The following is a 25785-nucleotide window of genomic DNA, read 5'->3' as shown; positions in this document are numbered from 1 at the left end:
GCCCCGGCCCCGGCCGCTGCCTTCGCCCCAACCCCTGCCTCGGTCTCCGCCCCGCTCCCAGTCCCGGTCCCGCTCCCAGTCCCGCTCCGGGCCCCGTCGGCGCCCACGGCTTTCCGCGCGGCCCACGGGCAGGCCAACAGCTCCTCCGTACCGGCCTCATGGGCGGCGAGCGTCCTGTCGAGCCCGGCCAGCAGCCGTTCCGTGCGGCGAAGCCGCATCCGACCGGGCCGGAGCCGGTAGTGGTGCAGGTCGACCCGTACCCAGGAGTGGAAGGCCGCCAGATCCGGCGCGTCCGCCAGCGCCCGCCGCAACTCCCCGGGTCTCAGGGGCATCCGGATCCCGTCCCGTTCCTCCTGTCCGAGCAGCCGCAGCGCGGCGCGCGCGGCGTGCGTCAGCCGCAGCCCCCGGACGCCTGCCTCGGCGTACGGCCTGACCGCGTAGGCGAGTTCGGCGCCGGGCCGCGAGGGCAGCAGCGACGCGTCGCGCGCGGCGGCCAGCTCGTCCCTCGCCCCCGGATCCGCGACCGCCAGGAACCCCCCGGTCTTGGCGCCCACATGCTTGGACAGGCTGAACACGGCGGCGTCCCCGAACGACCCGACCGGCCGCCCCGCCACCGTGCTCCCGATGGCGTGGGCGGCGTCCTCGATCAGCGGAATCCCCAACGCGTCGCAACGGAGCCGGAGTTCCGCCGCCGGATCGGGATTGCCGTACAGATTGGTGGTGATGACGCCGGACAGCCCGCGCCAGGTGCTCTCCGGCACGGCGTCGACGTCGATCGACCCGTCGTACGGATTCAACGGAGCCTGTACCGGCCGCAGTCCGGCCGCGAGCACGACGAAGAAGATGACGTCGTCGTTGACCGGCGACATCAGCACCCGCCCGCCGGGCGGACACCAGTGCCGCAGCGCGACGTACAGCCCGAGCCGGCACGACGGCATGTACAGAACGTCCCTGCCGAGGCGCTCGCGCATCAGCGACTCCAAGGCCGCGTACGCCGAGTGCTCCGCCGGCAGGCTCTCCCCACGAGCCATTCCGACCCCCCTGTCCCGGCTCAATGTCTCCCATACCGGGCGGGGGGAGTCAATAAGGCAGGGTGGGCCGGAGCAGGAGGGCCCACGCGGGGACCGCCGGGGCTACTCGGCAGCCGCCGACCGGTCGAAGCAGCGCTCCAGCTCGTCCAGATCGTAGAAGTAACTGCCCTTGGAGACGGGCCGACAGCCGGTCTTGAAGGCGGTCTCCTTCTCGTTGTAGAGCATCCGCACGAGAGAGGTGCCGCCCTTGCGGAAGACGTCCCACTGGATGTTCGAGGCCATGGGCGCGACCGAGGAGCCGCGCCAGGCGTTGTCCGCGTACGTGTACGGGCGGGACGGGGACGCGGGGCGCTCGCTGCCGGGGAGCTTCATCAGGGCGGCGAGCGGCATGATCTCCTCGGCGTGGGTGAAGCGCAGCACGGCACCGACCTCGCTCGTGCCGGACTCCGCCGCCTCGGCCCGCGCGAAGAGGTCGTCCAGCAGGACGTCCGCCATGCGGTAGGTGATGTCGGAGTCGTGGAAGCCGGGGCCGCTCTCGTAGAAGCTCTCGGCGTCGTCCAGGTACCCGAACCAGGAGGCGTCCTTGGCGGCGATGTACCGGTCGAGGTGCCAGTCGCCCTCGGCGCGCATGCTGGGGGCGATGGCGTAGAGGCTGTAGACGGCCTCGGCGGCGGTGTACCGGTCGGCGGCGGTCATCCGGTCCACGAACCCGGCGGAGAACAGCTTCCGCAGCACGCCGCGGGCGGCCTCCCCGGTCCTGGGCTGCTCCCGGATCTTCTTCAGGGTGGCGGCGAGGCGCTGGTCGTTGTCGACGTAGTCGCGGTAGGCGGCGCCGCCGTCGGACTTGTGGAAGTAGAGCAGGTCCGCGTCCGTACGCGCGGGGCCGACCAGCGGCGCGAGCTTCGGGTCGGCCGCGACGAGCGCGCCCGCGAACTCCGTACCGCTGTCCACCGCGCGGCCCTTGCCCGAGCTGACGACGTCGATGCGCTCGCCCTTGGCGGGCATCGCGTCGAACAGCGCGGGCAGCCGCTTGCGCAGCCGTACCGCCGTGTCCCGCAGCTCCTGCTTCCCGCGCTCGCTCAGCTCCCCGTACCCGACCTTCGCCATGGCGTCCAGCAGCCGCCGCACCTCGGGCCCGAACGACTTCCCGAGCGGGGTCAGCGCGCCTTCCTTCCGGGCCTTCTCCCAGAGCGCGAGGACCAGCTGCCCGTCCTCATCGCCGGTCGCGGCCCGTGACCCGTGCCGCGAGACGTTCTCCGTGAACACGGGCACGAACCCGGCGGGCACCCGCTGGTAGGAACGGGCGTCCTGCTGGGGCCGGTACGGCGTCTTGGTGGCGTACGAGCTGGTGGCGTACGAGGCCAACGCACCCGGATGAGCGGCGGCGACCCCGGCAGGCACCAGCGCGACCAGGGCGAGTGCGATGGCGGGGACGGTGGCGGTGAGGGCGGCGCGTCGCATGGTTCAGGTCCTCTGGTCCTCTGGTCCGTGGTGAACCGCCCCACCGTGGCGCGCGGAGATGAACGAGGCGTGACCGCCACGCGACAGCACGCCGCAGGAGTGGGCGGACCCGCTGGGGCTGAGGGCCTGGAGCAGCCCGCCCTCCGTGTCGTTCGGCCCGCCGTTCTATGCGACTACGTGACTGGACGGCGGTAGCTGCTTGTGAAGCGGTCCGGACCTTCCGTAGCGTGCTGACCACAGAGCGAGAGGAGCCCCGAGTGGACGAGTTACGCAGGATCGCCGGTGGCCCGTGCAAGAACGGCGACGACGACGACAAATGCGGCAACGGAGACTGCCCCACCGTGTACGCCACGCCCAAGCCCGGCATGCTGGCCATCCAGGGCTACGACGTGGCCCATCCGGTGCCGGACGGCGAGTCGGTCGTGGTGATCCCGGAGGAGATTCTGAAGGAGGCGGCCCGTGTCCGTGGCTGGCTCTGACCCCGTGCTGCTCGACGGCCACGAGTGGCAGGCGTACTTCAGCGACTTCAAGCGTTCCGCCTTCCGACTGGAGGTCCACCAGACCTACACCATGCCCGCGGAGGCGTCGACGGTACGCGACTTCCTGGCCGGTGCCCCGAGGCCGGCGGACTTCAACGCGTCCTGGCACCGGACCATCCGGGACCACGCGGCGGCCGGGCGGACGATGACCCGGGCGAAGGTCGTACGTCGCCCGCTCACCCCGTACAGCCGGTACCTGTTCGAGTGGTGCATCCCGGGGAACGTGGCGGCCGGGGAGGACTACCAAGTGGTGGACGTGACCGAGCGGCCGGATCACGACCTGCCCGAGCAGGACTTCTGGCTGTTCGACGAGTCGGTCGTGGTTCACCTCAACTACCGTCCGGACGGAACGCAGATCAACCGCGAACTGCTCCAGGACCCGGACCTGGCCACGTATCTCGGGTGGCGGGATCTCGCTCTGGAAAGCGGCGTGCCGTTCAGTGCCTATAGAACCTGAGTCGCGATCGCACGACCGGAAAGACCTGGCGGAGGCCCTTCGGGGCCTCCGTATTGCTGCCGGTCTAAGTGGTGAGCGTCTGGCATTTCGCTGCAACATGAGTCAAACGAAGATCAGTCGTATCGAAACCGGTCGCGCGTTGCCGACCGTTATCGACGTCGAGCGAATTCTTAAAGCTCTTGCTGTTCCTCGGGAGGTCGTAGACGAGATATTGGGGCTTGCGCGCAGGGCGAATGTTGATTACGCATCTTGGCGTACGTACGCACGCATCGGCTTGTATCGCAAACAAGCTGAACTGAAGTCTCTTGATTGGTCGTCGCACGTCATGCGTCATTTCCTACCGGCAGTTCCCACCGGCCTGCTGCATGTCCGTGAGTACGCCGCCGAAACGCTGGCTCCCACAGTGGTCGGCGATCCGGCACGAGATGTCACGCGCGCGGTGCAAGCGCGGATGGACCGGCAAGCCATCCTGGACGACCCGGCGCGCTCCTTCTGGTTCCTGATGACCGAGCAGGCTGTACGGTGGCGGCGCGCGAGTGTCAAGACCATGGCGGCCCAGTGCGCGCACATGGCCGAGGTGAACGGAAAACCCAACGTCAGCCTCGGGATCATCCCGCAGACGGCTCAGGTACCCGCCACTCCGATGAATATCTTTGTCACGTATGACGATCGGCTTGTCACGGTCGAACTCTTCTCTGGAGAAGTGGTATTGCGCGACCCCAGAGATGTGACGCAGCACCTCAATTTGTTCGACCTTTTCTGGTCGTACGCTCTCAAGGGCGAGGACGCTTCCGTGTTCCTGGAAGATGCGGCGGCCGAGTTTATGCGTCAACGCGACTAGCCCTCCCAAATTCTCCGGTGGGTCCGGAATGATGGGGAGCGGTCGCACCTGCGGCCGTAAGGCGATCAGGGAGAGCATGCCGATGCAGAACGGAAATGACCTGTACGCGCTCCACATTGACGGAGCTGAATTCTCCAGAGCGTGCGGAGGCAACACGCACCCCGACGGCGAGTCCTGCGTCACGCTCGCCCGGATCGGCGAATCGGCGTGGGCTCTCGGTGACAGCAAGCGGCCCAATGCGGAGCCGCTTCGATTCACCACCGCGGAGCTGAGGGCAGCCGGCATCGAGCCGCCGCGATTCGGCCTCTCGGCCTGAGCGCCCCGCTCACCCAGCCCCGGCCCTTTCCATCGGGCCGGGGCTGGACCATGACGGTCGCCAACCACGTCGAACGGAGCCACCGTTGCACCATCACGGATATCTGTGGACCGGCCCGAAGAACCGGTTCGACGAAGAGAGGCTGCGTCGGCCTCCTCATCCCGATCCGCCTCAGGCCGCCACACCGGGCGACGTGCAGGCGGGGAGACTCCAAGACCGGTACCGCGAGGCGGCGGCGGAGTTCCCGGTCATCGGCCTCCCGCCGCTCGAAACGGCACAGTGGCTGATGAAGCCCAAGGTCGTCGTACGGGGAACCTGGCAGGAACCGAAAGAGGCGGCCGACTGGCTGGGACGGCACCTGGCCCGGCACGCACCCCGCTTCGATTCCGCCGCGCAGCGGGGCACCACCCACTTGGCGCTCCTGGTCAACTCCGCCACCGAACGGTTGAGCTGGGGAGGTGACGTATCCCTGGGCTTCTATCTGGAACGCCCGGTGTTCCTGTCCCTCGCCCTGGTGACGTGTTCCCCCAACCGTTCCGCGCCCGGTCTGAGCTGCCCGGCTCGGTAGCCGAGGCAGCCTTCGGGGCGCGGTGCAGTGAGAGCAACTGGCCGGCCCGGAACAGGTAGTCGAAGATCATCCATCGACCGTCGCCGGACTTCAGATGAAGTCAGACGTCTTGTCGATGACGGTCGTCGCCGTCAGCGGCCCAGGTCGCCGGACTTGAGGCCGTGGAGGAAGGCGGCCCACTCGGCGGGTGGATAGAACTGGGTCCCGCCGGTGGGGTTCTTGCTGTCGCGTACGGCTCGGCCGCCGTCGGCGGTGTGGGCGACCTCTACGCAGTCCGTCGTTGGTGAAGCACCGGACGCGCTGGCCTTTTTGAACGCCGTCACTACGTCGGGATGCTTCATTTCTCCTCTGCCCGGTCTTCAGGGATGCCCGTTATGGTCTTCCGGAGGAAGGCGAGGCTCTCGTTGGGAGTGTGTGCGGCCGATCGCAGGGTTTCAAAGATCTGTACGTGCTTCGCCATGTCCTCCGAGTCTTCGAGGAGCACGGTGCTTGACGTGGTGTCGTAGGCGACGGCCTGTGGAGCAGGCTCCGAGTCGAAGTTGAACATGACGAAGTGCGAAGACAAGTGTGCGGTCTGCCACTCGGAGAATGGAAGCACCTGCACGCTGACGTTCGGCCGCTGCGCTACGTCGTAGATGTGCAGCAGCTGATCGCGGTGTCTCTTCCTGGACGGCATGGGCGCGGTAAGCGCGGGTTCCCAGATGACCGCCGCGTATTGCGCGCCGCCCTCTTCGATCGTCTTTCTGCGCGTCTGCCGAATGGCCACCGCCTCCCGGATCGCTTCGGGAGAGTGGACGGTCAGGCTGAGGTCCATCAAGGTCCTGATGTAGTCATCTGTCTGGAGCAGGCCAGGGATGAAAAGTGATTGCCAGGTCCGGATGTAGGTGGCGTCTGTCTCCAGCGTGACGAAGTCCGCGAACCCTTCGTTCTTGACCACCCACGGGAAGTCGAGCCACCAGCCGCGCTTGTTCGAGTCCCGCGCGAGCTGCTCCAGGCGTTGGTGGACCTCGCGGTCTTCGACTCCATACAGTTCCAGCATCAGCCTCACATCGCCGGGCCTGGCCGTGACCTGGCCGGACTCGATCCGGCTGATCTTGGTTTTGGATCCCATGATGTGGTCCGCCGCGTGCTGCTGATCAAGCTTCGCGGCCTCGCGGTATCGCCTCAGCGCCGCCCCAAGTCGCCTGCTGCGCATGGTCGGGCGTCCACCTGCCGGCATATCCCCTCCTCCACTTTCCGTGACCCAGTCTGCACGGGGAAGAGTGCCTCGCGCCAACCGATTCGCAACTTGAAGACAGGCGCAACTATGCGCGCAACGGCGTAGTTGCGTTTCATGAAGGGTGCGCTCTACCTTGGATTGCGTCACTTAGCGCTGTCGCTTCGATGCGCTAAGTGGCTCCCGTCCGCCTGCCGTAGACCTTGGAGGTCCCATGTCCGGGCGTACACACACCAAGAGATTCCGCATCCTCAACCACTCCGTCCCCGCCGCCAGACAGCACGTCGAATCCCTCCTCACGGAGTGGAAACTCGACGCGCTCATCGAGACCGCCGCCCTCATCACCAGCGAGTTCACGACCAACGTCGTCCAACACGCCCGAGGCGCCGGAGAGTTCTTCGAACTCGGGGTACGTCGGCGGGACGGCGTGCTGGTGGTCGAGGTGTCCGACTCGTTCCAGTGGCGGATGCCCGCGCTGTGCAGACCCGCCGCCGAAGACCTGGGCGGCCGGGGTCTGTTGCTCGTGGACGCGCTCGCCGATACGTGGGGCGTCCGGCCCCGGGATCCCGGGAAAACCGTCTGGGCTCAGCTGCGGATCCGGCGGGAGGCGTCGCCGTTATGCCGTACGTAGGCGATGCGGGGAACGCGGAGCGCGCAGATCCGCTTCTCCTGTACCGCTGCGATGTGTGCCGCTGCCACGTCGTGGCGTCCACCCTGCGGGCCCGGTTCTCCCGGGGCGTTACGCAACTCGTCTGCGTGGACGTCGTCGCGTGTTACGGGCGGACCGGGGACCGGTTCCGGGCCCGGACTCATCCCCGGTGGGAGGCGTACGGAGGCGACGCCTCCCCCGAACCCGGGCCGCGTACGGCCTCGTAGGCCCGTAGGTCTAGGCCAGCGCCCCCAGCGCCGCCAGTGCCGCGCGGACCTGGCCCAGCGGGTCGTCGCCGACCGGGCGCAGGACCACCGTCGCGGCGCCCGCCTCCCACAGGCCGCGGATCCGCCCGGCCGCCGTGGCCGCCTCGCCCGCCGCGAGGAAGACGTCCTCCGGCGCGACGTCGAGCCACTGCGTGTACTCCGCCACCACCGGCGCGGTGGCCGTGGCGACGCGGGCCGGGTCGTCGTCCACGTACAGGTGGGTGAAGATGATGAGTTCGTGCGCGGCCGGGCCGTCCGGGGACGCGGCGGCACGGCCCTTGGCGATGGCGTCGAGCGCGGCCTCGACGGCGCGCGGGCCCTGGCCCTCGGCCATGACCGTACCGTCGGCCGCCCGGCCGGAGAGTTCCAGCGAGCGTGGGCGTACGACACCGGCCACGACGGGCGGTGCCACGGCCGGGGGGTGCACCAGGGTGACGCCGTCGATGTGTACGGCCCGGCCGGTCACGCTCGTGGTCGCGCCCGTCAGCAGACCGCGTACCGCCGTGATCGTCTCCTCCAGCAGCGCCAGCTTCGTCGGGGACGCGGCACCGACCTGGGCCATCCACTCCGCCGCGCCGTGCCCGACGCCCGCGACGAGCCGCCCGGGGAACACCCGGGCCAGGGTGGAGAGTTCCATGGCGAGCAGCGCGGCGTTACGCAGGGGCGCCGGTGCGATGCCGATTCCCACCCGCAGCCGCTCGGTCGCGGCGAGCGCCAGCGTGGCCGAGGCGACGGAGCCCGCCCAGGCGAGGTCCTCCACCACCCACAGGTCGTCCACCCGCGGGCCGCCTTCGGCTCCGAGCTTCTCCAACTCGGCCGCGAAAGAGGAGAGTTCCTCCGGGCGCTGGTCCCTGTCGAACATCACACCGATACGGCGCGCACGGACGGCGGGGGCGCTGGTGTCTGACGAGGCATTGATCATTCCCCGACCCTAATGAGTCGCGGTACGTCCCGACCAGACCTCGGCAGCCCCACCATCAGCCCGTGCCCATCAGCCCGTGCCCGTCACCTGACCCCGTGCCCGTCACCTGACCCCGCGCCCGTCACCCGAACCTGTGCCCGTGGCCCGCGACTCGGCGAGTCGCGGGCCACGGGCACAGGCGGGCGGGCAGGCGGGCACAGGCAGGGGAGTACCGGCGGGCAGGTACCCGCCGGGAGCGGCGGGCTCGCTCACTCCTCCAGCGTCAGCCCCTTGCGCAGCTTGTTCAGCGTGCGCGAGAGGAGACGGGAGACGTGCATCTGCGAGATGTTCAGCTCCTCGCCGATCTCCGACTGCGTCATGTTGGCGACGAACCGCAGGGAGAGGATCTTGCGGTCCCGCGACGGCAGGCTCGCGATCAGCGGCTTGAGGGACTCGATGTACTCGATGCCCTCGATGCCGTGGTCCTCGTACCCGATCCGGTCCGCGAGCGCTCCCTCGCTGTCGTCGTCCTCGGGCTGGGCGTCCAGGGAGCTGGCGGTGTAGGCGTTGCTGGCCGTCATCCCCTCGACGACCTCCTCGTTGGTGAGGCCGAGGCGGGCCGCGAGTTCGGCGACGGTCGGGGCGCGGTCCAGCTGCTGCGCCAGTTCGTCGCCCGCCTTGGCCAGGTCGAGGCGGAGTTCCTGGAGCCTGCGCGGGACGCGTACCGACCACGACGTGTCGCGGAAGAAACGCTTGATCTCGCCGACGATGGTCGGCATCGCGAAGGTGGGGAACTCGACGCCGCGGCTCAGCTCGAAGCGGTCGATGGCCTTGATCAGCCCGATCGTGCCGACCTGGACGATGTCCTCCATCGGTTCGCTGCGGGAGCGGAACCGGGAGGCCGCGAACTTCACCAGCGCGAGGTTCAGCTCGACCAGGGTGTTACGGACGTAGGAGTGCTCGTGCGTGCCCTCTTCGAGGGCTTCGAGACGGGCGAAGAGAGTCTTCGACAGAGACCGCGCATCCACCGCGCCCACTTCGTCGAAGGGCGGGATCTCGGGCAGGTCCGTCAGGCCGTCGGCCCGGTTCGCGATGCCCAGGCCCTTTGCGCCGGCCGACGGGAGTGTGACGTCGGTCTCGGAAGGTGCGGGCGGAGTTGCCGACGGCGCGTGCGGGGTACGCGTTTCGTCGAGCCGGGGTGACATGGTCTCCTCCATACGTTCTCGGCATATGGCTGCCGATGCCAGTACGTGTTGCTACGGTGTGCGGCGCCTCCGAAGCCGGTCGAGGTCGAATGTGTCCTACAAGCCCTACCCGGTAGGTGCGGACAGTTGCAAGTGTTAATTGTGCGTTATGCCTGGATTGTGGGGGACTTTGAGTACCGGCCGGCGGCTGGAAGGCGTAATGTTCGACGGACGTCATCGAGTTGTGATGACGATGAGACAGGCACCATCTGACGACGGCGTACGACACGGCGATAGAGGGACGGCATGGACCGCCAGACGGTCGGCAGCGCGAACCGGGGCCGCCTCCAGGTCGCGGTTCGGACCGAGGGCCGGAGCGAGGTAGTGACGGCGGCCGGTGAGCTGGATCACCACACGGCCGAACTGTTGCGCACTCCTCTGGACGATGCGCTCGAACAGGGCCGGGCACGCCTGGTGATCGACTGCTCGCGGCTGGAGTTCTGCGACTCCACCGGACTCAACGTGCTGCTCGGCGCCCGGCTGAAAGCGGACGCCGCCGGTGGTGGCGTCCACTTGGCGGGCATGCTCCCCGTGGTCGCGAGGGTCTTCGAGATCACCGGGGCGGACGCGGTCTTCACCCTCCACGACTCGCTGGAAGACGCCCTCGCCGACTGATCCGATCCGAACCGAACCCATCCGAACCGATCCGACTTCGATGATCCGATCCTGATGACGCGAATGCCGGCCGGGCCCCCCGGTCGGTACTCCGGCCGGACCTCGTCACCCCCCTCGTCGAATCGTCCGGTCGAAACCCCTGGTCAAACCCCTGTCGGGACCCTGACAGGATCTTCGGTGAGAACCCGGCCGGACGCTTTTCACCCGGCCCCGCAGTCCCTCGTGTCGTGTGCGTCACGCTTTCCGTATCGGTGAAGTGGGTGTTGTCACGATTCGGAGGGGCAGAAGACCCCGGGCAGGCCACTCGGGGACCATGGACCCTGAACCCGCACGCTCTGTATTGATGGAACTCACACATGGGTGAATTCGGTGAGGTGAAGCGCTGATGAGCACCACCCGGCAGCCTCCGCCGGGCGACCTCGGCCCCGAGCCGGACGAGGCGGGCCCCTACCCGGCGACGTCCGACGCACGGGTACGGACGCTCGTGCTGTCCGGCGCCAGCGGCGTCGTCCCGCTCGCACGCGACTTCACCCGTCAGGCGCTCTACGACTGGGGCTGGCTCCCGGCCGCGACCGCCGACCGGCGGGCCGCGGCGGAGGACGTCCTGCTGGTCGTCTCCGAGTTGGTCACCAACGCCTGCCTGCACGCGGACGGCCCCGAAGGGCTGCGCGTCTCGTACGGCACGAAGGCGCTGCGCCTGGAGGTCACCGACCGGGGTACGGGACAGCCCGCGCCCCGCACCCCGCACCGCGCGGGCCGTCCCGGCGGCCACGGCATGTTCATCGTCCAGCGGCTGTGCCTCGACTGGGGCGTGGTGAGGAACCCGGACGCGACCGGCAAGACCGTCTGGGCGGAGCTGGCGGCGCCCGCCTGAGCCCGCCCGCCTGCCCAGGGCGGTCCCCACCGCGCGATAGGGCCGCCGCACCGGAGAGGTGCGGCGGCCCTATCGCACGGGCGGTGCGCGCCCACCCCGGCGGTGCGCGCCCACCCCGGCGGTACGCGCCCAGCCCGGCCCGGCGGGCGGTACGCGCCCGCCGCGCTCAGTGGATGTCGCCCATCAGCGCCCTGACCTGCTTCCGGTACATGTACACCGCGACCCCCGCCAGCGTCGCCAGGAGCGCCTCCAGCGCCACCACGCCCGACCTGCTCAGGTCGACCCCGGCGATCGAGAGCAGGCTCGTGACCGAGTCGCCCGCCGTGACCGCGAGGAACCAGACGCCCATCATCTGGCTCGCGTACTTGGCCGGCGCCATCTTCGTGGTCACCGACAGCCCCACCGGCGAGATGCACAGCTCCCCGACGGTCTGGATCAGATAGATCCCCACCAGCCACAACGGGCTCACCAGCGCGCCGCCGGACGCCATCAGCAGCGGCATCAGGAAGAAGAAGAACGAGACGCCGACCAGGACCAGCCCGGCCGCGAACTTCACCACCGTCGTCGGTTCGTGGCCCTTCCGGTTCAGCCACAGCCACAGCCAGGCCATCACCGGGGCCAGCGCCATGATGAACACCGGGTTCAGCGACTGGTACCAGGACGTCGGGAAGCCGATCCCGAACAGCTCGGTCGACGCCTTCGTCGTACCGAACGCCTGGATCGTGGAGCCGCCCTGGTCGTAGATCATCCAGAAGACGGCGGCGGCGACGAAGAACCAGATGTACCCGGACATCTTGGTCTGCTCGGCCGCCGAGAGGTCCTTGTCGCGCTTGATCCGGATCAGCACACCCGCCGGGATGACGACCCCGGCCAGGGTGAGCGGAATCATCGCCCAGTTGAGGGTGAAGTGACCGCTCAGCCCGACGACCCCGTAGAAGACGGCGGCGATCAGCAGCCAGGTCATGCCCTTGCGCAGCCAGGAGACCCGCTCCTCGCGGGAGAGCGGCGTGGGGACGCGGCTGCTCGCCGGGTTCAGGTGGCGCGTGCCGACCAGGAAGGTGACCAGGCCGATCCCCATCCCGACCGCCGCGAGGGCGAAGCCGAGGTGCCAGCTGTACTTCTCGCCGACCGTGCCGATGACCAGCGGCGCGAAGAAGGCACCGATGTTGATGCCCATGTAGAAGATGGTGAAGCCGCCGTCCCGGCGCGGGTCGTCGGGACCGTCGTAGAGCTGCCCGACCATCGTGGAGATGTTGGCCTTGAGCAGCCCGGAGCCGAGCGCCACCAGCGCCAGACCGGCGAAGAAGGTGCCCGTGCCCGGCAGGGCCAGCGTCAGATGGCCCGCCATGATCGTGCAGGCCGCGATCGCGACCGTCTTGCGCGGCCCCCACACCCGGTCGCCCAGCCAGCCGCCCGGCATGGCCAGCAGATAGACCATCGAGAGGTAGATGGAGTAGATGGCCGTGGTGGTGGCCAGGTCCATCCCCAGCCCGCCGCCCTGAAGCCCCTTCGAGGCGTCGGGGCCGCCGGAGATCAGGTAGATGGTGAGCAGGGCCCTCATGCCGTAGAAGCTGAAGCGCTCCCACATCTCGGTCAAGAAGAGGGTGGCCAGTCCTCGGGGGTGGCCGAAGAAGGTCTTCTCGGGTCCTGCGGGGGCGCTGGGCGAGTCCTTCGTCAGGCTGGACGCCATCGATCGATCCTTGCGCTGGGGACGAGACCACATGAAAGAGACCTTCGGCGCTCGACAGGCCAAAGGTCGCAAAGGTCTACGAGTGGGGGGTTGAGCGGTACGAGTGGTGCAAGTGGGGGTTAGTGGTACTTAAAGGTGCCTCGACACCATACGGCACGACGGAGTGCTCCATGAAAGGACCGGCGGAGCGGGGAGACATGGATCACAGGTGACGGCGGGGCGGGCGCCGGGATTCGAAGGAGGATCATCGGATCGCCACACCGACGCGTAGGCGCTCCATAGCCGTACCGCCGCCGAGCCGAGGCCACGCCACGGGGCGGCCCGCGGCCCGGCCTCGGCCGATGCGCAGGCGCACGAGGGGCTCCCGCGGGCACCCGCGCGAGCACTGCCCGAGCGCCGCCCCATGCGGTCTACCATCACCTCATGACCCGTGTACTGCTCGCCGAGGACGACGCTTCCATCTCGGAGCCGCTGGCCCGCGCCCTGCGACGGGAGGGTTACGAGGTCGAGGTCCGCGAAGACGGCCCGACCGCGCTGGACGCTGGACTCCAGGGCGGTATCGACCTGGTGGTCCTCGACCTGGGGCTGCCCGGCATGGACGGCCTCGAAGTCGCGCGCCGACTGCGCGCCGAGGGCCACGCCATCCCGATCCTGGTGCTCACCGCCCGCGCCGACGAGGTCGACACCGTCGTCGGGCTCGACGCCGGTGCCGACGACTACGTGACCAAGCCGTTCCGGCTCGCCGAGCTGCTGGCGCGGGTACGGGCCCTGCTGCGGCGCGGCGCCGCGGACACCGGCCCCGCCCCCGCCACGCACGGCGTACGGATCGACGTCGAGTCGCACCGCGCCTGGATGGGCGACGAGGAGCTTCAGCTCACCGCCAAGGAGTTCGACCTGCTGCGCGTGCTGGTACGGGACGCAGGCCGGGTCGTCACCCGCGACCAGCTGATGCGCGAGGTCTGGGACACCACCTGGTGGTCCTCGACCAAGACCCTCGACATGCACATCTCCTGGCTGCGCAAGAAGCTCGGTGACGACGCGGCCAACCCGCGCTACATCGCGACGGTGCGGGGCGTCGGCTTCCGGTTCGAGAAGAGCTAGAGACCCTGCGCCCGGCCCCGCGCCCGGTCCGGCGCCCGATCGAGTGCCCGGCCCTGCGCCCGGCCCTGCGCCCGGTCCGGTGCCCGATCCAGCGCCTGATCGAGTGCCCGGCCCCGCGCCCGGTCCAGCGCCTGATCGAGCGCCCGATCCAGCGCCCGAAGAGCCACCTGGGGAGCGCGCCGTGCGCCGTCGCCTGATCAGCTCCACCCTCGCCGTGGTGCTCATCGTCATCGCCGTCTTCGGCGTGTCCCTCGTCATCGTCGAGACCCGCACGATCAGCGCCAGCGCCCAGGAGAGCGTGGACTCCGAGGCGCTGCGCCTGGTCAGCATCGTCGACAGCCGGCTCCTCGGCGGCGACCGTGTCAACGCCAAGGTGCTCTCCGAGCAGGTCGCCAAGAAGCGGTACGCGCGGATCGAGATCCCCGGCCGCGACACCGTGGAGATCGGCGAACGCCCCACCGGCAGCGTCCTGCGGGGCCGGGCCACGGGCGAGGAGGGCGAGACCGTCACCGTCGAGGAGACGCGCTCCTCCGTCACCCGCGAGGTCGGCCGCACCCTGCTGATCATCGGCGCGGTCGCGCTGCTCGCCGTCATCGCCGCCGCGCTGCTGGCCGTACGGCAGGCCAACCGGCTCGCCTCGCCGCTCACCGACCTCGCGGAGACCGCCGAGCGCCTCGGCTCGGGCGATCCACGCCCCCGCCACCGCCGCTACGCCGTCCCCGAGCTGGACCGGGTCGCCGACGTGCTCGACTCCAGCGCCGAGCGGATCGCCCGGATGCTCACCGCCGAGCGGCGGCTCGCGGCGGACGCCTCGCATCAGCTGCGCACCCCGCTCACCGCGCTGTCCATGCGGCTGGAGGAGATCTCCGTGACCGACGACCTGGACACGGTCAAGGAGGAGGCGCAGATCGCGCTCACCCAGGTGGAGCGGTTGACCGACGTGGTCGAGCGGCTGCTCACCAACGCCCGCGACCCGCGCACCGGCTCCGCCGTCGCCTTCGACCTGGACGAGGTCGTCAAGCAGCAGATCGAGGAGTGGCGGCCCGCCTACCGCAGCGCCGGGCGCGCCATCGTCTGCTCGGGACGGCCCGGCATGCGCGCCGTCGCCACCCCCGGCGCCGTCGCCCAGGTGCTCGCGGCGCTGATCGAGAACTCGCTGATGCACGGCGGCGGCACGGTCGCCCTGCGCACCCGGGTCACCGGCAACCAGGCCGTCATCGAGGTGACCGACGAGGGTCCGGGCGTACCGGCGGACCTCGGGGCGCGGATCTTCGAACGTACGATCAGCGGCCGCAACTCCACCGGCATCGGCCTCGCCGTGGCGCGCGACCTGGCGGAGGCGGACGGCGGGCGGCTCGAACTGCTCCAGCAGCAGCCGCCGGTCTTCGCGCTGTTCCTCAGCCGGGAGGCCAGGACCCGCAGGTCGTCGGAGGACGCGCAGCGCCCGGTCCGGTGACGCCCGCGAGACGGGCGGGCGCCGCCGTCAGCGCGCCCGTACCGGCTCGGTCCGTTCCTCGCCGTCCCGTTCCTCCCCTTCCTCGCCGTCCGCGACGGGCTCCGCCCGGAACACCCAGGTCCGGTACGACCAGAAGCGGAACAGCGTCGCGATACCGATGCCGATGAACTTGAAGACGTTGCTCTGGAGCGGGGAATCCCAGCCGAACCCGTACGTCGCGGTGTACAGAATGCCGTTCTCGACGACCAGACCGGCCGCGCTGAACAGCAGAAACAGCGTCAGCTCCCGGGTGCGCCCGCCCTTGTCGCGGTCCCGGTAGGTGAAGTAGCGGAAGCCCACGTAGTTGAAGGCGATCGCGACGACGGTGGCCAGGACGCTCGCCCGCACCACGGGCAGCGAGGTGGTGTGCCGTACGAGGTTGAAGACGAGGAGGTTGACCAGCAGCCCCGCGCCGCCCACCGCGCCGAACTTGACCGCCTCGCGGACGAGCCGGTCCAGTCGCACACGGAGTGCGCTGCGTTCGCTCATATGTCCGTTCAGCCCCAGTCCGTTCGGCGGTTCGCTCGATCCCGCAGTATCGAACCATGCTAACCAGCGCCTTCCGCACCCGCCTGGGCGACCGTACGTCACCCTCGGTGACGGTCGGTGGCGGTGCCGGGCGCCGCGGGGCCGTCCGCGCGGACGCGGGGCCCTCCGCCGACGCGCGGGCCGACGCGGCAGCCGACGGGAGACCCGGGGCCGCACCGGGTCCGGATACCCTGGGTGCGTGACATTTCCGGTAGTCGGCATGGTCGGCGGGGGTCAGCTCGCCCGTATGACCCACGAGGCGGGCATCCCCCTCGGCCTCAGGTTCAAGCTCCTCAGCGACACCCCGCAGGACTCGGCGGCCCAGGTGGTGAGCGAGGTCGTCATCGGCGACTATCGCGACCTGGACACGCTGCGTGACTTCGCGCGGGGTTGCGATGTGATCACGTTCGACCATGAACATGTCCCGATCGAGCATTTGCGCGCGCTGGAGGCCGACGGTATCCCCGTCAGGCCCGGCCCCGACGCGCTCAGGCACGCCCAGGACAAGGGCGTGATGCGCGCCCGGCTCACCGAGCTGGGCGCGCCCTGCCCGCGTCACCGCATCGTGACCGACCCCGCCGACGCCGTGGCCTTCGCCGCCGAGGTGGGCGGCTTCCCCGTCGTCCTCAAGACAGTGCGCGGCGGCTACGACGGCAAGGGCGTGTGGGTCGTACGGTCCGAGGCCGAGGCCGGGCCGCCCTTCCGCGCCGGGGTGCCCGTCCTGGCCGAGGAGAAGGTCGACTTCGTACGGGAGCTGGCGGCGAACATAGTCCGCTCGCCGCACGGCCAGGCCGTGGCCTACCCCGTGGTCGAGTCCCAGCAGGTCGACGGCGTCTGCGACACCGTCATCGCGCCCGCGCCCGCTCTCTCCGAGGAACTGTCGGGCGAGGCGCAGCGGCTCGCGCTGCGGATCGCCTCCGAACTCGGCGTCGTCGGCCATCTCGCGGTGGAACTCTTCGAGACCCGCGACGGACGCGTGCTCGTCAACGAACTGGCCATGCGCCCCCACAACTCCGGGCACTGGACCCAGGACGGCGCGATCACCTCCCAGTTCGCCAACCACGTACGGGCCGTACTCGACCTGCCGCTCGGCGACCCGCGCCCGCGCGCGCCCTGGACGGTCATGTGCAACGTCCTGGGCGGCGACTACCCGGACATGTACCCGGCCTATCTGCACTGCATGGCCAGGGACCCGCGGCTGAAGATCCACATGTACGGCAAGGACGTGAAGCCCGGCCGCAAGGTGGGCCACGTCAACACCTACGGCGACGACCTGGACGACGTGCTGGAGCGCGCCCGCCACGCCGCCGGCTACCTGCGAGGAACGATCACCGAATGATTCCCCCCCTGGTCGGCGTCGTGATGGGCTCGGACTCCGACTGGCCCGTCATGGAGGCCGCGGCGAAGGCCCTGCACGAGTTCGAGATCCCCTACGAGGTCGATGTCGTCTCCGCGCACCGGATGCCGCGCGAGATGATCTCCTACGGCGAGCACGCGGCCGACCGCGGCCTCAAGGCGATCATCGCGGGCGCCGGCGGCGCGGCGCATCTGCCGGGCATGCTGGCGTCGGTGACACCGCTGCCGGTCATCGGTGTCCCCGTACCCCTGAAGTACCTGGACGGCATGGACTCCCTGCTCTCCATCGTGCAGATGCCCGCCGGGGTGCCGGTCGCCACGGTCTCCGTCGGCGGCGCGCGCAACGCGGGGCTGCTGGCCGCCCGGATCCTCGCGGCCCACGACCCCGAGCTGCGCGGCCGGATGCGGGAGTTCCAGCGCGACCTGAACGAGCAGGCGTCGGAGAAGGGCAAGCGACTGCGCGCCAAGGTCGAGGGCTCCGACCACTTCGGATTCGGCAAGTGACGGCGCCCGTGCCCGCCGACGGCTCGCTCGGCTTCCTCGACCGGGCCCGCGCCCTGCTCACCGAGTTCCCCGTCGTCGACGGCCACAACGACCTGCCGTGGGCGCTGCGCGAGCACGTCCGTTACGACCTGGACCGGCTCGACATCGCCGACGACACCTCGGCGCAGCTCCACACCGACCTGCCGAGGCTGCGGCGCGGCGGGGTCGGCGGCCAGTTCTGGTCCGTGTACGTACGGTCCGACATGGCAGGGGACGACGCGGTCAGCGCGACGCTGGAGCAGATCGACGTCGTCGGCCGGCTCCTCGCCCGCTACCCCGACGACCTGGCCCGCGCGCTGACGGCGGACGACATGGAGGCGGCGCGCCGCCAGGGCAGGATCGCCTCCCTGATGGGCGCCGAGGGCGGCCACTCCATCAACAACTCCCTCGCCACCCTGCGCGCCCTGTACACCCTGGGCGTCCGCTACATGACGCTCACGCACAACGACAATCTGCGCTGGGCGGACTCGGCGACCGACGAGCCGGGCGTGGGCGGGCTCTCCGCCTTCGGCCGCGAGGTCGTCCGGGAGATGAACCGCGTCGGCATGCTGGTCGACCTCTCCCATGTCGCCGCCACGACCATGCGGGACGCGCTCGCCGTGACCGAGGCGCCGGTGATCTTCTCCCACTCGTCGGCGCGCGCGGTCTGCGACCATCCGCGCAATGTCCCGGACGACGTGCTGGAGCTGCTGCCCGCGAACGGCGGCGTCGCGATGGTCACCTTCGTACCGAAGTTCATCCTGCCCGAGGCCGTGGAGTGGACGCGGCGCGCGGACGAGAACATGAACGCCCACGGGCTGCACCACCTCGCCACCACGCCCGAGGCGATGAAGGTCCACGAGACCTTCGAGGCGGCGCACCCGCGCCCGGTGGCCACGGTCGCGACGGTCGCCGACCACCTCGACCACATGCGCGAGGCGGCGGGCGTCGACCACATCGGCATCGGCGGCGACTTCGACGGCACGCCGTTCACGCCGGAGGGCCTGGAGGACGTGGCGGGCTATCCGAACCTGATCGCGGAGCTGCTGGCCCGGAACTGGTCGACGCCGGACATCTCCAAGCTGACCTGGCAGAACGCGGTACGGGTGCTGCGCGCGGCGGAGGACGCCTCGCGGGCGCTGAAGCCCACGCGGGCGCCGTCGCAGGCGACGATCGAGGACCTGGACGGCTGAGGGCGGCGGGCGGTAGGGCGCTGCGGGCGGTACGGGCGCGGAAGGCGCCGGTACCGCCCGCAGTTGTATCCCGCCGGTAGGCCGGTATCCGCCGGTAGCCGTATCCCGCCCGCAGCCGGTATCCCGCCCGCAGCCGCCGTATCTCCCGCGGCCCCCGTACGCCCGTACGCCCGTACGCCGTACGCCCGAACGCACCGTCCGCCGCGACCCGCCGGGCCGGGCGTGGCACGGTGGCGGTACTGCCGTCGCCGACCCCGGAGCGCCCGTCATGGCAGATCTGCGAGACGACCCGTACGCCCGGTACGCCGCGCCACCTGCGGCGGTCGGCGCGGCCCCACCGTCCCGCGACGCACCGGCCGAGGACGCCGGGAGCGCCGAAACGGTGGTGACGGCCGGGACCGGCGGGAGCACGGAGGTGGTCGGGACGGCGGAGCGCGTCCGGCTGCTGCTCGCCGAACACCCCGTCCTCGACGGCCACAACACCCTCGGCCGCCTGCTCGGGCACACGCCCCCGCACGACCTGGAATTCGGCGAGAGCGCCCTCGACACCGACCTCCCCCGGCTGCGCGCGGGCGGCGTCGGCGCGCAGTTCTGGTCGCTGCGCGTCCCGGCGCACGAGGCCGGGCACCAGCGCGCCATCAGCGCCACGCTGGAGCTGATCGACCGGGTCCGGGCCATGATCGACGGCTGTCCTGAAGGGTTCAGACCGGCGCTCGCCCCGGGCGATCTGACCGACGCCCGTAACCGCGGGCGCGTCGCCTCGCTGCTCGGGCCGGTCGCCGGGCACGCGCTCGGGGACTCGCTGAGCGTCCTGCGCGCGTACCACGCCCTCGGCGTCCGGGCCGTCACGCTCGCCGGAGCCCGCTGGGCGGACCGGGACGGGGCGTTGAGCCGGTTCGGCCAGGAGGTCGTCCGGGAGATGAACCGCCTCGGGGTCGTGGTCGACCTCTCGGGTACCCGGGAGGAGGCGATGCGCGGGGCGTTCACCGTGGCGAAGGCGCCCGTCCTGTTCTCCCACTCGGCCGCCCGCGCGCTCACCGACCACCCGGCCAACGTCTCGGACGCCGGTCTCGCGCTCCTCGGCCACCACCACGGCGTCTGCATGGTGAGCCTCGCCCCGGACCAGACCGCCCGCGCCGGCCGCCCGCCGACCCTGCGGGACGTCGCCGACCACCTCGACCACGTACGCGAGGTGGCGGGCCCGCGGTGCGTCGGGCTGTCCGGCGGGTACGGCGCGACGGCGGACACGCCGCGCGTCCGGGGCCTCGAAGACGCCTCCTGCTACCCGCTGCTGCTCGCCGAACTCCTCGAACGGGGCTGGACGGACGCCGACATCGCCGGGCTGACCTGGGGCAACGCGGCCCGCGTGGTACGCGATACGGAGTTCGCCGCCCGCACCGCCCAGCAGCGGCGCGGGCCGTCGACCGCGACGGTCGAGGAGCTGGACGGCGATCAGGCGGCGCGGCAGAGGCAGAACGGATGGCCCGAGGGGTCCGCGTAGACCCGAAAACTCCGTTCCCGGTCCGACGCCTCCAGCACGGTCGCGCCGAGCGCGAGCACCTCTTTCTCCGCCGCGTCCAGGTCGGGGACGGTCAGGTCCAGATGGAACTGCTGCGGGCCGTCGGGCGCGGGCCACGACGGCGGTACGAAGCCGGGCGCTGCCTGGAAGGCGAGCGGCGCCCCGGGGACGCCGGTCAGGTCGACCCAGGAGCCGCTGCTGTCGCTGTGCGCGGTCGCCTCGCCGCCGAGCACGGCGGCGTAGAAACCGGCGAGGGCCAGGGGGTCGGGGCAGTCCAGGACGATGCTTTCGAGCGTGGCGATGGCCATGGGGACTCCTGGGTCTCGGGCGGTCGTTACCGATGAATTGCTTCAACTGGTAACAGTGTGGGTGACCGCATCGCGGCAGGCAAGAGGTAACGGGCAGGAGGTACCGTCGAGCCATGACGAACAGGCCGCCCGCCCCGGGAGGGCTGGCGCTGGTCCAGGCCCTGGTGAACACGTACGACGTCGAAGAGGGCATCGACACCCTCGACTCCGCGGACGGCCGCGCGGCCTTCGGCGTCGCGGAAGAGGACGTGCCCGCCGCCCGCGAACTCCGCGAGGCTCTGCGTGCCGCCTGTCTGGCGCACGCCGCCGCGATCCCGCGCACCGCACGGCTCCCGCGCGCCGGGGAGCCACCGGCCGCCGCCACGGGCCCGCTCCGGCCGTCGGCCGCCGGTCTCGACCGGCTGCTGGCGGGAGCCCCGCTGCGCGTGGCCGTCGACGCGACCGGCGCGGCCACCCTCCGCCCGGCCACGGCGCCGGACGGACTGACGTCCCGTATCGCGGAGGCGATCGCGGCCGGGCTGGCCGACGGCAGCTGGGAGCGGCTCAAGGCGTGCGAGGCGGAGGACTGCCAGTGGGTCTTCTACGACCGGAGCCCGGCGGGCCGTGGCCGCTGGTGCGCGATGTCGGTCTGCGGCGCCCGCGCGAAGATGCGCGCGTACCGGGCGCGGCTGACCGAGGACGGCTGAGGACGGCCGTGCCGACCGGCGTGAGGACAGGACGGGCCGGGCCGGACGGCGTGAGGACAGGACGGGCCGAGCCGGACGGCCGCGGACCGCGGAGCCGGACGGCCGCGGACGGGCCGAGCCGGTCAGCGGAGGACGGGAGGGGCCGGGCCGAACGGCTGAGGACGGGCCGAGCCGGACCGCCGCGGACCGCCGAGCCTCGCGGCCGTGCTCAGGCCCGCGGCCGTCCCATCGCCCGGTACGTCCAGCCCGCCGCGCGCCAGCGCTCCGGGTCCAGGGCGTTGCGGCCGTCGAGGATGAGTCGGCGGGACACCGCCTCGCCGAGGGTCGTCGGGTCCAGCTCCCGGAACTCCGACCACTCCGTCAGATGCAGGACGACATCCGCGCCGCGCACCGCGTCCAGGGCCGAGTCCGCGTAGCCGAGGGTCGGGAAGAGCCGCTTGGCGTTGGCCATGCCCTTCGGGTCGTAGACCGTGACCTGGCCGCCCTGGAGGTGTATCTGACCGGCGACGTTCAGCGCGGGGGAGTCCCGTACGTCGTCGGAGTCCGGCTTGAAGGTCGCGCCCAGCACGGCGACGCGCTTGCCGAGGAACGACGAGTCGGCGCCGACGGCCTCGCGCGCCAGCTCCACCATGTGGCCCCGGCGGCGCATGTTGATCGAGTCGACCTCGCGCAGGAACGTCAGCGCCTGGTCCGCGCCCAGCTCGCCCGCGCGCGCCATGAACGCCCTGATGTCCTTGGGCAGGCAGCCGCCGCCGAAGCCGATCCCGGCGCGCAGGAACTTCTTCCCGATGCGCTCGTCGTGGCCGAGCGCCTCCGCCAGCTTCACCACATCGCCGCCCGCCGCCTCGCAGACCTCCGCCATCGCGTTGATGAACGAGATCTTCGTGGCGAGGAAGGAGTTCGCGGACGTCTTGACCAGCTCGGCGGTCGGAAAGTCCGTCGACACGAAGGGCGAGCCCTCCGCGATCGGGGTGGCGTACACCTCGCGCAGCGTCCGCTCGGCGCGCTCCCCGCCCGCCCCGGCGCGCACGCCCACCACGAGCCGGTCCGGGTGCAGGGTGTCGTGCACGGCGAAGCCCTCGCGCAGGAACTCCGGGTTCCAGGCCAGCTCCACCTCGCCGCCCGCGGGGGCCAGCTCCGCGATCCGGGCGGCCAGCCGGTCCGCGCTGCCGACCGGCACGGTGGACTTGCCGACGACGAGCGCGGGCCGGCGCAGATGCCGGGCGAGGCTCTCGACCGCGGAGTCGACGTACGACATGTCGCAGGCGTACTCACCGTGCTTCTGCGGGGTGTTCACGCAGATGAAGTGCACGTCGCCGAAGTCCGCGGCCTCCGCCCAGTCCCTCGTGAAGCGCAGCCGCCCGCTCGATCCCTCGATCCCGGCGACGTGCTTGTGCAGCAGTTCCTCCAGGCCCGGTTCGTACATCGGCACCCGGCCGGCCGACAGCATCTCGATCTTCTCGGCGACCACATCGAGCCCGAGGACCTCGAAGCCCAGCTCGGCCATGGCCGCGGCGTGGGTGGCGCCGAGGTAGCCGGTGCCGATCACGGTGATCTTGAGGGCCATGTGCGTGCTCCAGGGTTACGGGGCAGGGGGCGTACGGACGGAACGGGTGCGGGCGAGTGCGCGCACTCGCGCCGGAGAGTGCGCGGGCCCGAGCATATCCGCGCGTCGGAAGGGCGTGGCAGGGGCACTTCTCCGGGTAACCGGGGCCTGTCGGCAACCTCACCTATCCCGACGGTGCCCGAGCCCTCTAAAATTGGGTTACTTAACGGTAGTTAGCATCCTTGGGGAGTGAAAGACCGTGGCCGGATCGGCTGATTTCGACCTGTACCGCCCGTCCGAAGAGCACGACATGCTGCGCGAGACCGTGCGCGCGCTCGCGGAGGCGAAGATCGCGCCGTTCGCGGCGGCCGTCGACGAAGAGGCCCGCTTCCCGCAGGAGGCCCTGGACGCGCTCGTCGCCTCCGACCTGCACGCCATCCACGTACCCGAGGGGTACGGCGGCGCGGGCGCGGACGCGCTCGCCACGGTCATCGTCATCGAGGAGGTCGCGCGGGTCTGCGCGTCGTCCTCGCTGATCCCGGCGGTGAACAAGCTGGGCTCGCTGCCGGTGATCCTGGCCGGTGACGAGAGCCTGAAGGCGAAGTACCTGGCGCCGCTGGCCAAGGGCGACGCGATGTTCTCGTACTGCCTCTCGGAGCCGGACGCGGGCTCCGACGCGGGCGGCATGAAGACCCGGGCGGTACGCGACGGCGACCACTACGTGCTCAACGGCGTGAAGCGCTGGATCACCAACGCGGGCGTCTCCGAGTACTACACGGTCATGGCCGTCACCGACCCCGACAAGCGCACCAAGGGCATCAGCGCCTTCGTGGTCGAGAAGTCGGACCCGGGCGTCTCCTTCGGCGCCCCGGAGAAGAAGCTCGGCATCAAGGGCTCCCCGACCCGCGAGGTCTATCTCGACAACGTCCGCATCCCCGCCGACCGGCTCATCGGCGAGGAGGGCACCGGCTTCGCCACCGCCATGAAGACCCTCGACCACACCCGCATCACCATCGCCGCCCAGGCGCTGGGCATCGCGCAGGGGGCCCTCGACTACGCGGCGGGCTACGTCAAGGAGCGCAAGCAGTTCGGCAAGCCGATCGCGGACTTCCAGGGCGTGCAGTTCATGCTCGCCGACATGGCCATGAAACTGGAGGCGGCCCGCCAGCTCACCTACTCCGCCGCCGCCCGCTCTGAGCGCGTCTCCGGCGGCAGCGCGAAGGAGGACCTGACCTTCTTCGGCGCGGCGGCCAAGTGTTTTGCCTCGGACGCGGCGATGGAGATCACCACGGACGCGGTCCAGCTGCTCGGCGGCTACGGGTACACGCGCGACTACCCGGTGGAGCGGATGATGCGCGACGCGAAGATCACGCAAATCTACGAGGGCACCAACCAGGTCCAGCGCATCGTCATGGCGCGCAACCTGCCGTAGCCCCCGTCGAGGCCGCGGAGGAGCCCCCTTCGGAAGCGCCGAGGAGCCCCTTCAAGAGCGCCGAGGAACCCCATCAGGAGTACCGAGGAGTCCCGGCCCGGGGGCGGGGGCTCCTCGGCCGCTTTCATGCCAGCGGGCTTTGTGGTCGGCGGACTTGTCCTCGCCGTGGGGGAACGTGCGTCGTTCGCCTGCTCCTTGCCGCCTAGGACAGCCGACCGTGCCCGGTCCATCGCGCAGGCGCCCCCGTATACCTCTGCTATCCGCCAGATATCTGGCAGTGGGAGTCATACGAGAGGATCATCGGTGACAGGGCGCCGCCCGGGGGAGCGTGGGTGCGGGCGGGCTCCTCGGCTGCGCCCTGCGTCTGCTCTCCGGGGCGGCCCGAGACTCCGAGACTCCGAGGAGAGCGGACGGGAGACGGACATGACTGCCCCAGCAGACTTCAACGCAAGCGTCATCGAGGAGTTCCGCGCGAACCACGGCCAGGTCGGCGGTGGTTTCGCCGGGGCGCCGCTGCTTCTGCTGCACACCCTCGGTGCCCGCTCCGGGGCGCCGCGTATCAACCCGATGATGTACATGGCCGATGAGGGCCGTTACCTGGTCTTCGCCTCCAAGGCGGGGTCCGACCGCAATCCGGACTGGTATCACAACCTGCTCGCCCACCCCGACGCGCGGATCGAGGTCGGCGACGAGACGCGGAGCGTACGCGCCGTCGAGCTGCGCGGCGCGGAGCGCGACAGCGCGTTCGCGGAGCAGGCGCGGCGCTATCCCGGATTCGCCGGCTACCAGCGCAAGACCGAGCGGATCATCCCTGTCGTCGCGCTCGTCCCCGCGGACGGGGACGCCGCGTCCGACAGCCGCTCGGGACGGACTCCGTCGTGACCATGCCCTATCTCGCACAGCCCGATCAGCAGCAGAAGCTCGAATGGCTGGACGGCGGGCAGCTCGCCGTGCTGCTGGACAGCGCGGCCACCGACGGACAGCTGACCGTCGGACGGTTCACCGTCAGCAAGGGCGAGGCGCCGCCGTACCACCTGCACACCCGTGAGGACGAGGTCTTCATGCTGCTGAAAGGCAGCGCGCTGCTGTGGTGCGACGACGAGGAGAGGGAGCTGTCGGAGGGCGGCATCGTCTTCCTGCCCAAGAACGTCCCGCACGGGTACCGGATCACCTCCGACACCGCCGACCTGCTGATGATGTGCACACCGGCCGGTATCGAGGGCATGTTCCGCCACGCGGGCCGGGACAAGGCGACGCCGCGCCCCGACGGGTTCGGGATATCGATGGACCGCATGGCGGAGGCCGCCGACCTGTACGGCCAGATCATCGTCGGCCCGCCGCGCTGACGCCCGCCCGCGCCGCCGCCCGCCCGCCCGCGCTCCGCGGTCACCGTCGACCTCACCGAGGACCCCGGTCGCCGCCAGCCTTCAC

At 70.7% G+C, this 25785-nt stretch carries 28 protein-coding genes; 18 read left to right on the top strand and 10 right to left on the bottom strand.

The window, feature by feature from the left end:
* Together DVH02_RS08040 and DVH02_RS08035 are read right to left on the bottom strand one after the other, a co-directional pair.
* On the bottom strand, window positions 1-1031 hold a 1031-nt coding region (locus DVH02_RS08040), incomplete at its 3' end, for a DegT/DnrJ/EryC1/StrS family aminotransferase (RefSeq protein ID WP_407697599.1).
* A gap of 102 nt (window positions 1032-1133) precedes the next feature.
* On the bottom strand, window positions 1134-2492 hold the full coding sequence (locus DVH02_RS08035) for a histidine-type phosphatase (RefSeq protein WP_114623012.1): 1359 nt from the start codon (window positions 2490-2492) through the stop codon (window positions 1134-1136).
* A 257-nt stretch (window positions 2493-2749) separates the two neighbouring features.
* Here DVH02_RS08035 and DVH02_RS08030 point away from each other — a divergent pair, with 257 nt between their 5' ends.
* From DVH02_RS08030 to DVH02_RS08010, 5 genes are all read left to right on the top strand, one after another.
* A complete protein-coding gene (locus DVH02_RS08030) occupies window positions 2750-2971 on the top strand; it encodes a hypothetical protein (protein ID WP_233518092.1) in 222 nt (73 codons plus the stop codon).
* A complete protein-coding gene (locus DVH02_RS08025) occupies window positions 2958-3488 on the top strand; it encodes a DUF6879 family protein (RefSeq protein ID WP_407697598.1) in 531 nt (176 codons plus the stop codon). Before DVH02_RS08030 ends, DVH02_RS08025 begins: the two co-directional genes overlap by 14 nt.
* Window positions 3472-4329, top strand: a complete 858-nt coding sequence (locus DVH02_RS08020; protein ID WP_233518090.1) for a helix-turn-helix domain-containing protein — start codon at window positions 3472-3474, stop codon at window positions 4327-4329. The genes DVH02_RS08025 and DVH02_RS08020 overlap by 17 nt, the downstream gene beginning before the upstream one ends.
* 82 nt (window positions 4330-4411) lie before the next feature.
* Complete coding sequence (locus DVH02_RS08015; protein ID WP_114623015.1) at window positions 4412-4645, top strand: DUF397 domain-containing protein; 234 nt, start codon at window positions 4412-4414, stop codon at window positions 4643-4645.
* A gap of 85 nt (window positions 4646-4730) precedes the next feature.
* Complete coding sequence (locus DVH02_RS08010; RefSeq protein ID WP_114623010.1) at window positions 4731-5213, top strand: hypothetical protein; 483 nt, start codon at window positions 4731-4733, stop codon at window positions 5211-5213.
* Window positions 5214-5344: 131 nt separating this feature from the next.
* Here the strand turns inward: DVH02_RS08010 and DVH02_RS08005 are convergent, their stop codons facing one another.
* Together DVH02_RS08005 and DVH02_RS08000 are read right to left on the bottom strand one after the other, a co-directional pair.
* Window positions 5345-5554, bottom strand: a complete 210-nt coding sequence (locus DVH02_RS08005; RefSeq protein WP_114623009.1) for a DUF397 domain-containing protein — start codon at window positions 5552-5554, stop codon at window positions 5345-5347.
* The gene (locus tag DVH02_RS08000; protein WP_114623008.1) at window positions 5551-6408 is read right to left on the bottom strand and encodes a helix-turn-helix domain-containing protein; all 858 of its coding nucleotides are present in this window, start codon (window positions 6406-6408) and stop codon (window positions 5551-5553) included. Before DVH02_RS08000 ends, DVH02_RS08005 begins: the two co-directional genes overlap by 4 nt.
* 235 nt (window positions 6409-6643) lie before the next feature.
* On the opposite strand from DVH02_RS08000, the gene DVH02_RS07995 reads away from it, so the two are divergent.
* Window positions 6644-7060 carry an ATP-binding protein gene (locus DVH02_RS07995; protein ID WP_114623007.1) on the top strand — a complete coding sequence of 139 codons (417 nt, stop codon included), beginning with the start codon at window positions 6644-6646 and terminating at the stop codon, window positions 7058-7060.
* 255 nt (window positions 7061-7315) lie between these two features.
* Here DVH02_RS07995 and DVH02_RS07990 read toward each other — a convergent pair whose 3' ends face one another.
* On the bottom strand, window positions 7316-8266 hold the full coding sequence (locus tag DVH02_RS07990) for an LLM class flavin-dependent oxidoreductase (protein WP_114623006.1): 951 nt from the start codon (window positions 8264-8266) through the stop codon (window positions 7316-7318).
* Window positions 8267-8514: 248 nt separating this feature from the next.
* Window positions 8515-9450 carry an RNA polymerase sigma factor SigF gene (locus DVH02_RS07985; RefSeq protein WP_114623014.1) on the bottom strand — a complete coding sequence of 312 codons (936 nt, stop codon included), beginning with the start codon at window positions 9448-9450 and terminating at the stop codon, window positions 8515-8517.
* Between the two features lie 285 nt (window positions 9451-9735).
* Here DVH02_RS07985 and DVH02_RS07980 point away from each other — a divergent pair, with 285 nt between their 5' ends.
* Both DVH02_RS07980 and DVH02_RS07975 read left to right on the top strand, forming a co-directional pair.
* Entirely contained in the window at window positions 9736-10104 is a 369-nt protein-coding gene (locus DVH02_RS07980) for an STAS domain-containing protein (protein ID WP_114623005.1), read from the top strand.
* A gap of 385 nt (window positions 10105-10489) precedes the next feature.
* Complete coding sequence (locus tag DVH02_RS07975) at window positions 10490-10978, top strand: ATP-binding protein (protein WP_114623004.1); 489 nt, start codon at window positions 10490-10492, stop codon at window positions 10976-10978.
* 166 nt (window positions 10979-11144) lie between these two features.
* On the opposite strand, the gene DVH02_RS07970 is transcribed toward DVH02_RS07975, so the two are convergent.
* Complete coding sequence (locus DVH02_RS07970; protein WP_114623003.1) at window positions 11145-12668, bottom strand: peptide MFS transporter; 1524 nt, start codon at window positions 12666-12668, stop codon at window positions 11145-11147.
* A gap of 423 nt (window positions 12669-13091) precedes the next feature.
* Here DVH02_RS07970 and DVH02_RS07965 point away from each other — a divergent pair, with 423 nt between their 5' ends.
* Both DVH02_RS07965 and DVH02_RS07960 read left to right on the top strand, forming a co-directional pair.
* Window positions 13092-13769: a response regulator transcription factor gene (locus tag DVH02_RS07965; protein WP_114623002.1), complete on the top strand. Its 678-nt coding sequence runs from the start codon at window positions 13092-13094 to the stop codon at window positions 13767-13769.
* A 181-nt stretch (window positions 13770-13950) separates the two neighbouring features.
* Window positions 13951-15225 (top strand): ATP-binding protein, encoded by a 1275-nt coding sequence (locus DVH02_RS07960; protein ID WP_114623001.1) that lies wholly within the window; start codon window positions 13951-13953, stop codon window positions 15223-15225.
* 27 nt (window positions 15226-15252) lie between these two features.
* Here DVH02_RS07960 and DVH02_RS07955 read toward each other — a convergent pair whose 3' ends face one another.
* A complete protein-coding gene (locus tag DVH02_RS07955; protein WP_114623000.1) occupies window positions 15253-15753 on the bottom strand; it encodes a GtrA family protein in 501 nt (166 codons plus the stop codon).
* A 238-nt stretch (window positions 15754-15991) separates the two neighbouring features.
* Between DVH02_RS07955 and DVH02_RS07950 the strand changes: the two genes are divergently transcribed.
* From DVH02_RS07950 to DVH02_RS07935, 4 genes are all read left to right on the top strand, one after another.
* Complete coding sequence (locus tag DVH02_RS07950; RefSeq protein WP_114622999.1) at window positions 15992-17131, top strand: 5-(carboxyamino)imidazole ribonucleotide synthase; 1140 nt, start codon at window positions 15992-15994, stop codon at window positions 17129-17131.
* Entirely contained in the window at window positions 17128-17652 is a 525-nt protein-coding gene (gene purE / locus DVH02_RS07945) for a 5-(carboxyamino)imidazole ribonucleotide mutase (protein ID WP_114622998.1), read from the top strand. The genes DVH02_RS07950 and purE overlap by 4 nt, the downstream gene beginning before the upstream one ends.
* A complete protein-coding gene (locus DVH02_RS07940; RefSeq protein ID WP_233518089.1) occupies window positions 17649-18863 on the top strand; it encodes a dipeptidase in 1215 nt (404 codons plus the stop codon). Before purE ends, DVH02_RS07940 begins: the two co-directional genes overlap by 4 nt.
* Before the next feature lie 268 nt (window positions 18864-19131).
* A complete protein-coding gene (locus DVH02_RS07935; RefSeq protein ID WP_114622997.1) occupies window positions 19132-20364 on the top strand; it encodes a dipeptidase in 1233 nt (410 codons plus the stop codon).
* On the opposite strand, the gene DVH02_RS07930 is transcribed toward DVH02_RS07935, so the two are convergent.
* Entirely contained in the window at window positions 20316-20690 is a 375-nt protein-coding gene (locus DVH02_RS07930; RefSeq protein WP_114622996.1) for a VOC family protein, read from the bottom strand. The genes DVH02_RS07935 and DVH02_RS07930 overlap by 49 nt on opposite strands.
* Before the next feature lie 113 nt (window positions 20691-20803).
* On the opposite strand from DVH02_RS07930, the gene DVH02_RS07925 reads away from it, so the two are divergent.
* Entirely contained in the window at window positions 20804-21376 is a 573-nt protein-coding gene (locus DVH02_RS07925; protein WP_114622995.1) for a CGNR zinc finger domain-containing protein, read from the top strand.
* A gap of 208 nt (window positions 21377-21584) precedes the next feature.
* Here DVH02_RS07925 and DVH02_RS07920 read toward each other — a convergent pair whose 3' ends face one another.
* The gene (locus tag DVH02_RS07920) at window positions 21585-22943 is read right to left on the bottom strand and encodes a UDP-glucose dehydrogenase family protein (RefSeq protein WP_114622994.1); all 1359 of its coding nucleotides are present in this window, start codon (window positions 22941-22943) and stop codon (window positions 21585-21587) included.
* A 238-nt stretch (window positions 22944-23181) separates the two neighbouring features.
* On the opposite strand from DVH02_RS07920, the gene DVH02_RS07915 reads away from it, so the two are divergent.
* The 3 genes from DVH02_RS07915 to DVH02_RS07905 all read left to right on the top strand — a co-directional run bounded on the left by DVH02_RS07915 (window position 23182) and on the right by DVH02_RS07905 (window position 25700).
* Window positions 23182-24354, top strand: coding sequence for an acyl-CoA dehydrogenase (locus tag DVH02_RS07915; RefSeq protein WP_114622993.1), 1173 nt, complete (start codon window positions 23182-23184; stop codon window positions 24352-24354).
* Window positions 24355-24777: 423 nt separating this feature from the next.
* The gene (locus DVH02_RS07910) at window positions 24778-25236 is read left to right on the top strand and encodes a nitroreductase family deazaflavin-dependent oxidoreductase (protein WP_114622992.1); all 459 of its coding nucleotides are present in this window, start codon (window positions 24778-24780) and stop codon (window positions 25234-25236) included.
* Window positions 25237-25238: 2 nt separating this feature from the next.
* Window positions 25239-25700, top strand: coding sequence for a cupin domain-containing protein (locus tag DVH02_RS07905; RefSeq protein ID WP_233518093.1), 462 nt, complete (start codon window positions 25239-25241; stop codon window positions 25698-25700).
* Window positions 25701-25785 lie beyond the last annotated feature (85 nt).

The organism is Streptomyces corynorhini (assembly GCF_003346515.1).
GTDB classification, from domain to species: domain Bacteria; phylum Actinomycetota; class Actinomycetes; order Streptomycetales; family Streptomycetaceae; genus Streptomyces; species Streptomyces corynorhini.
This window is presented reverse-complemented; position numbering and strand designations above follow the sequence as displayed.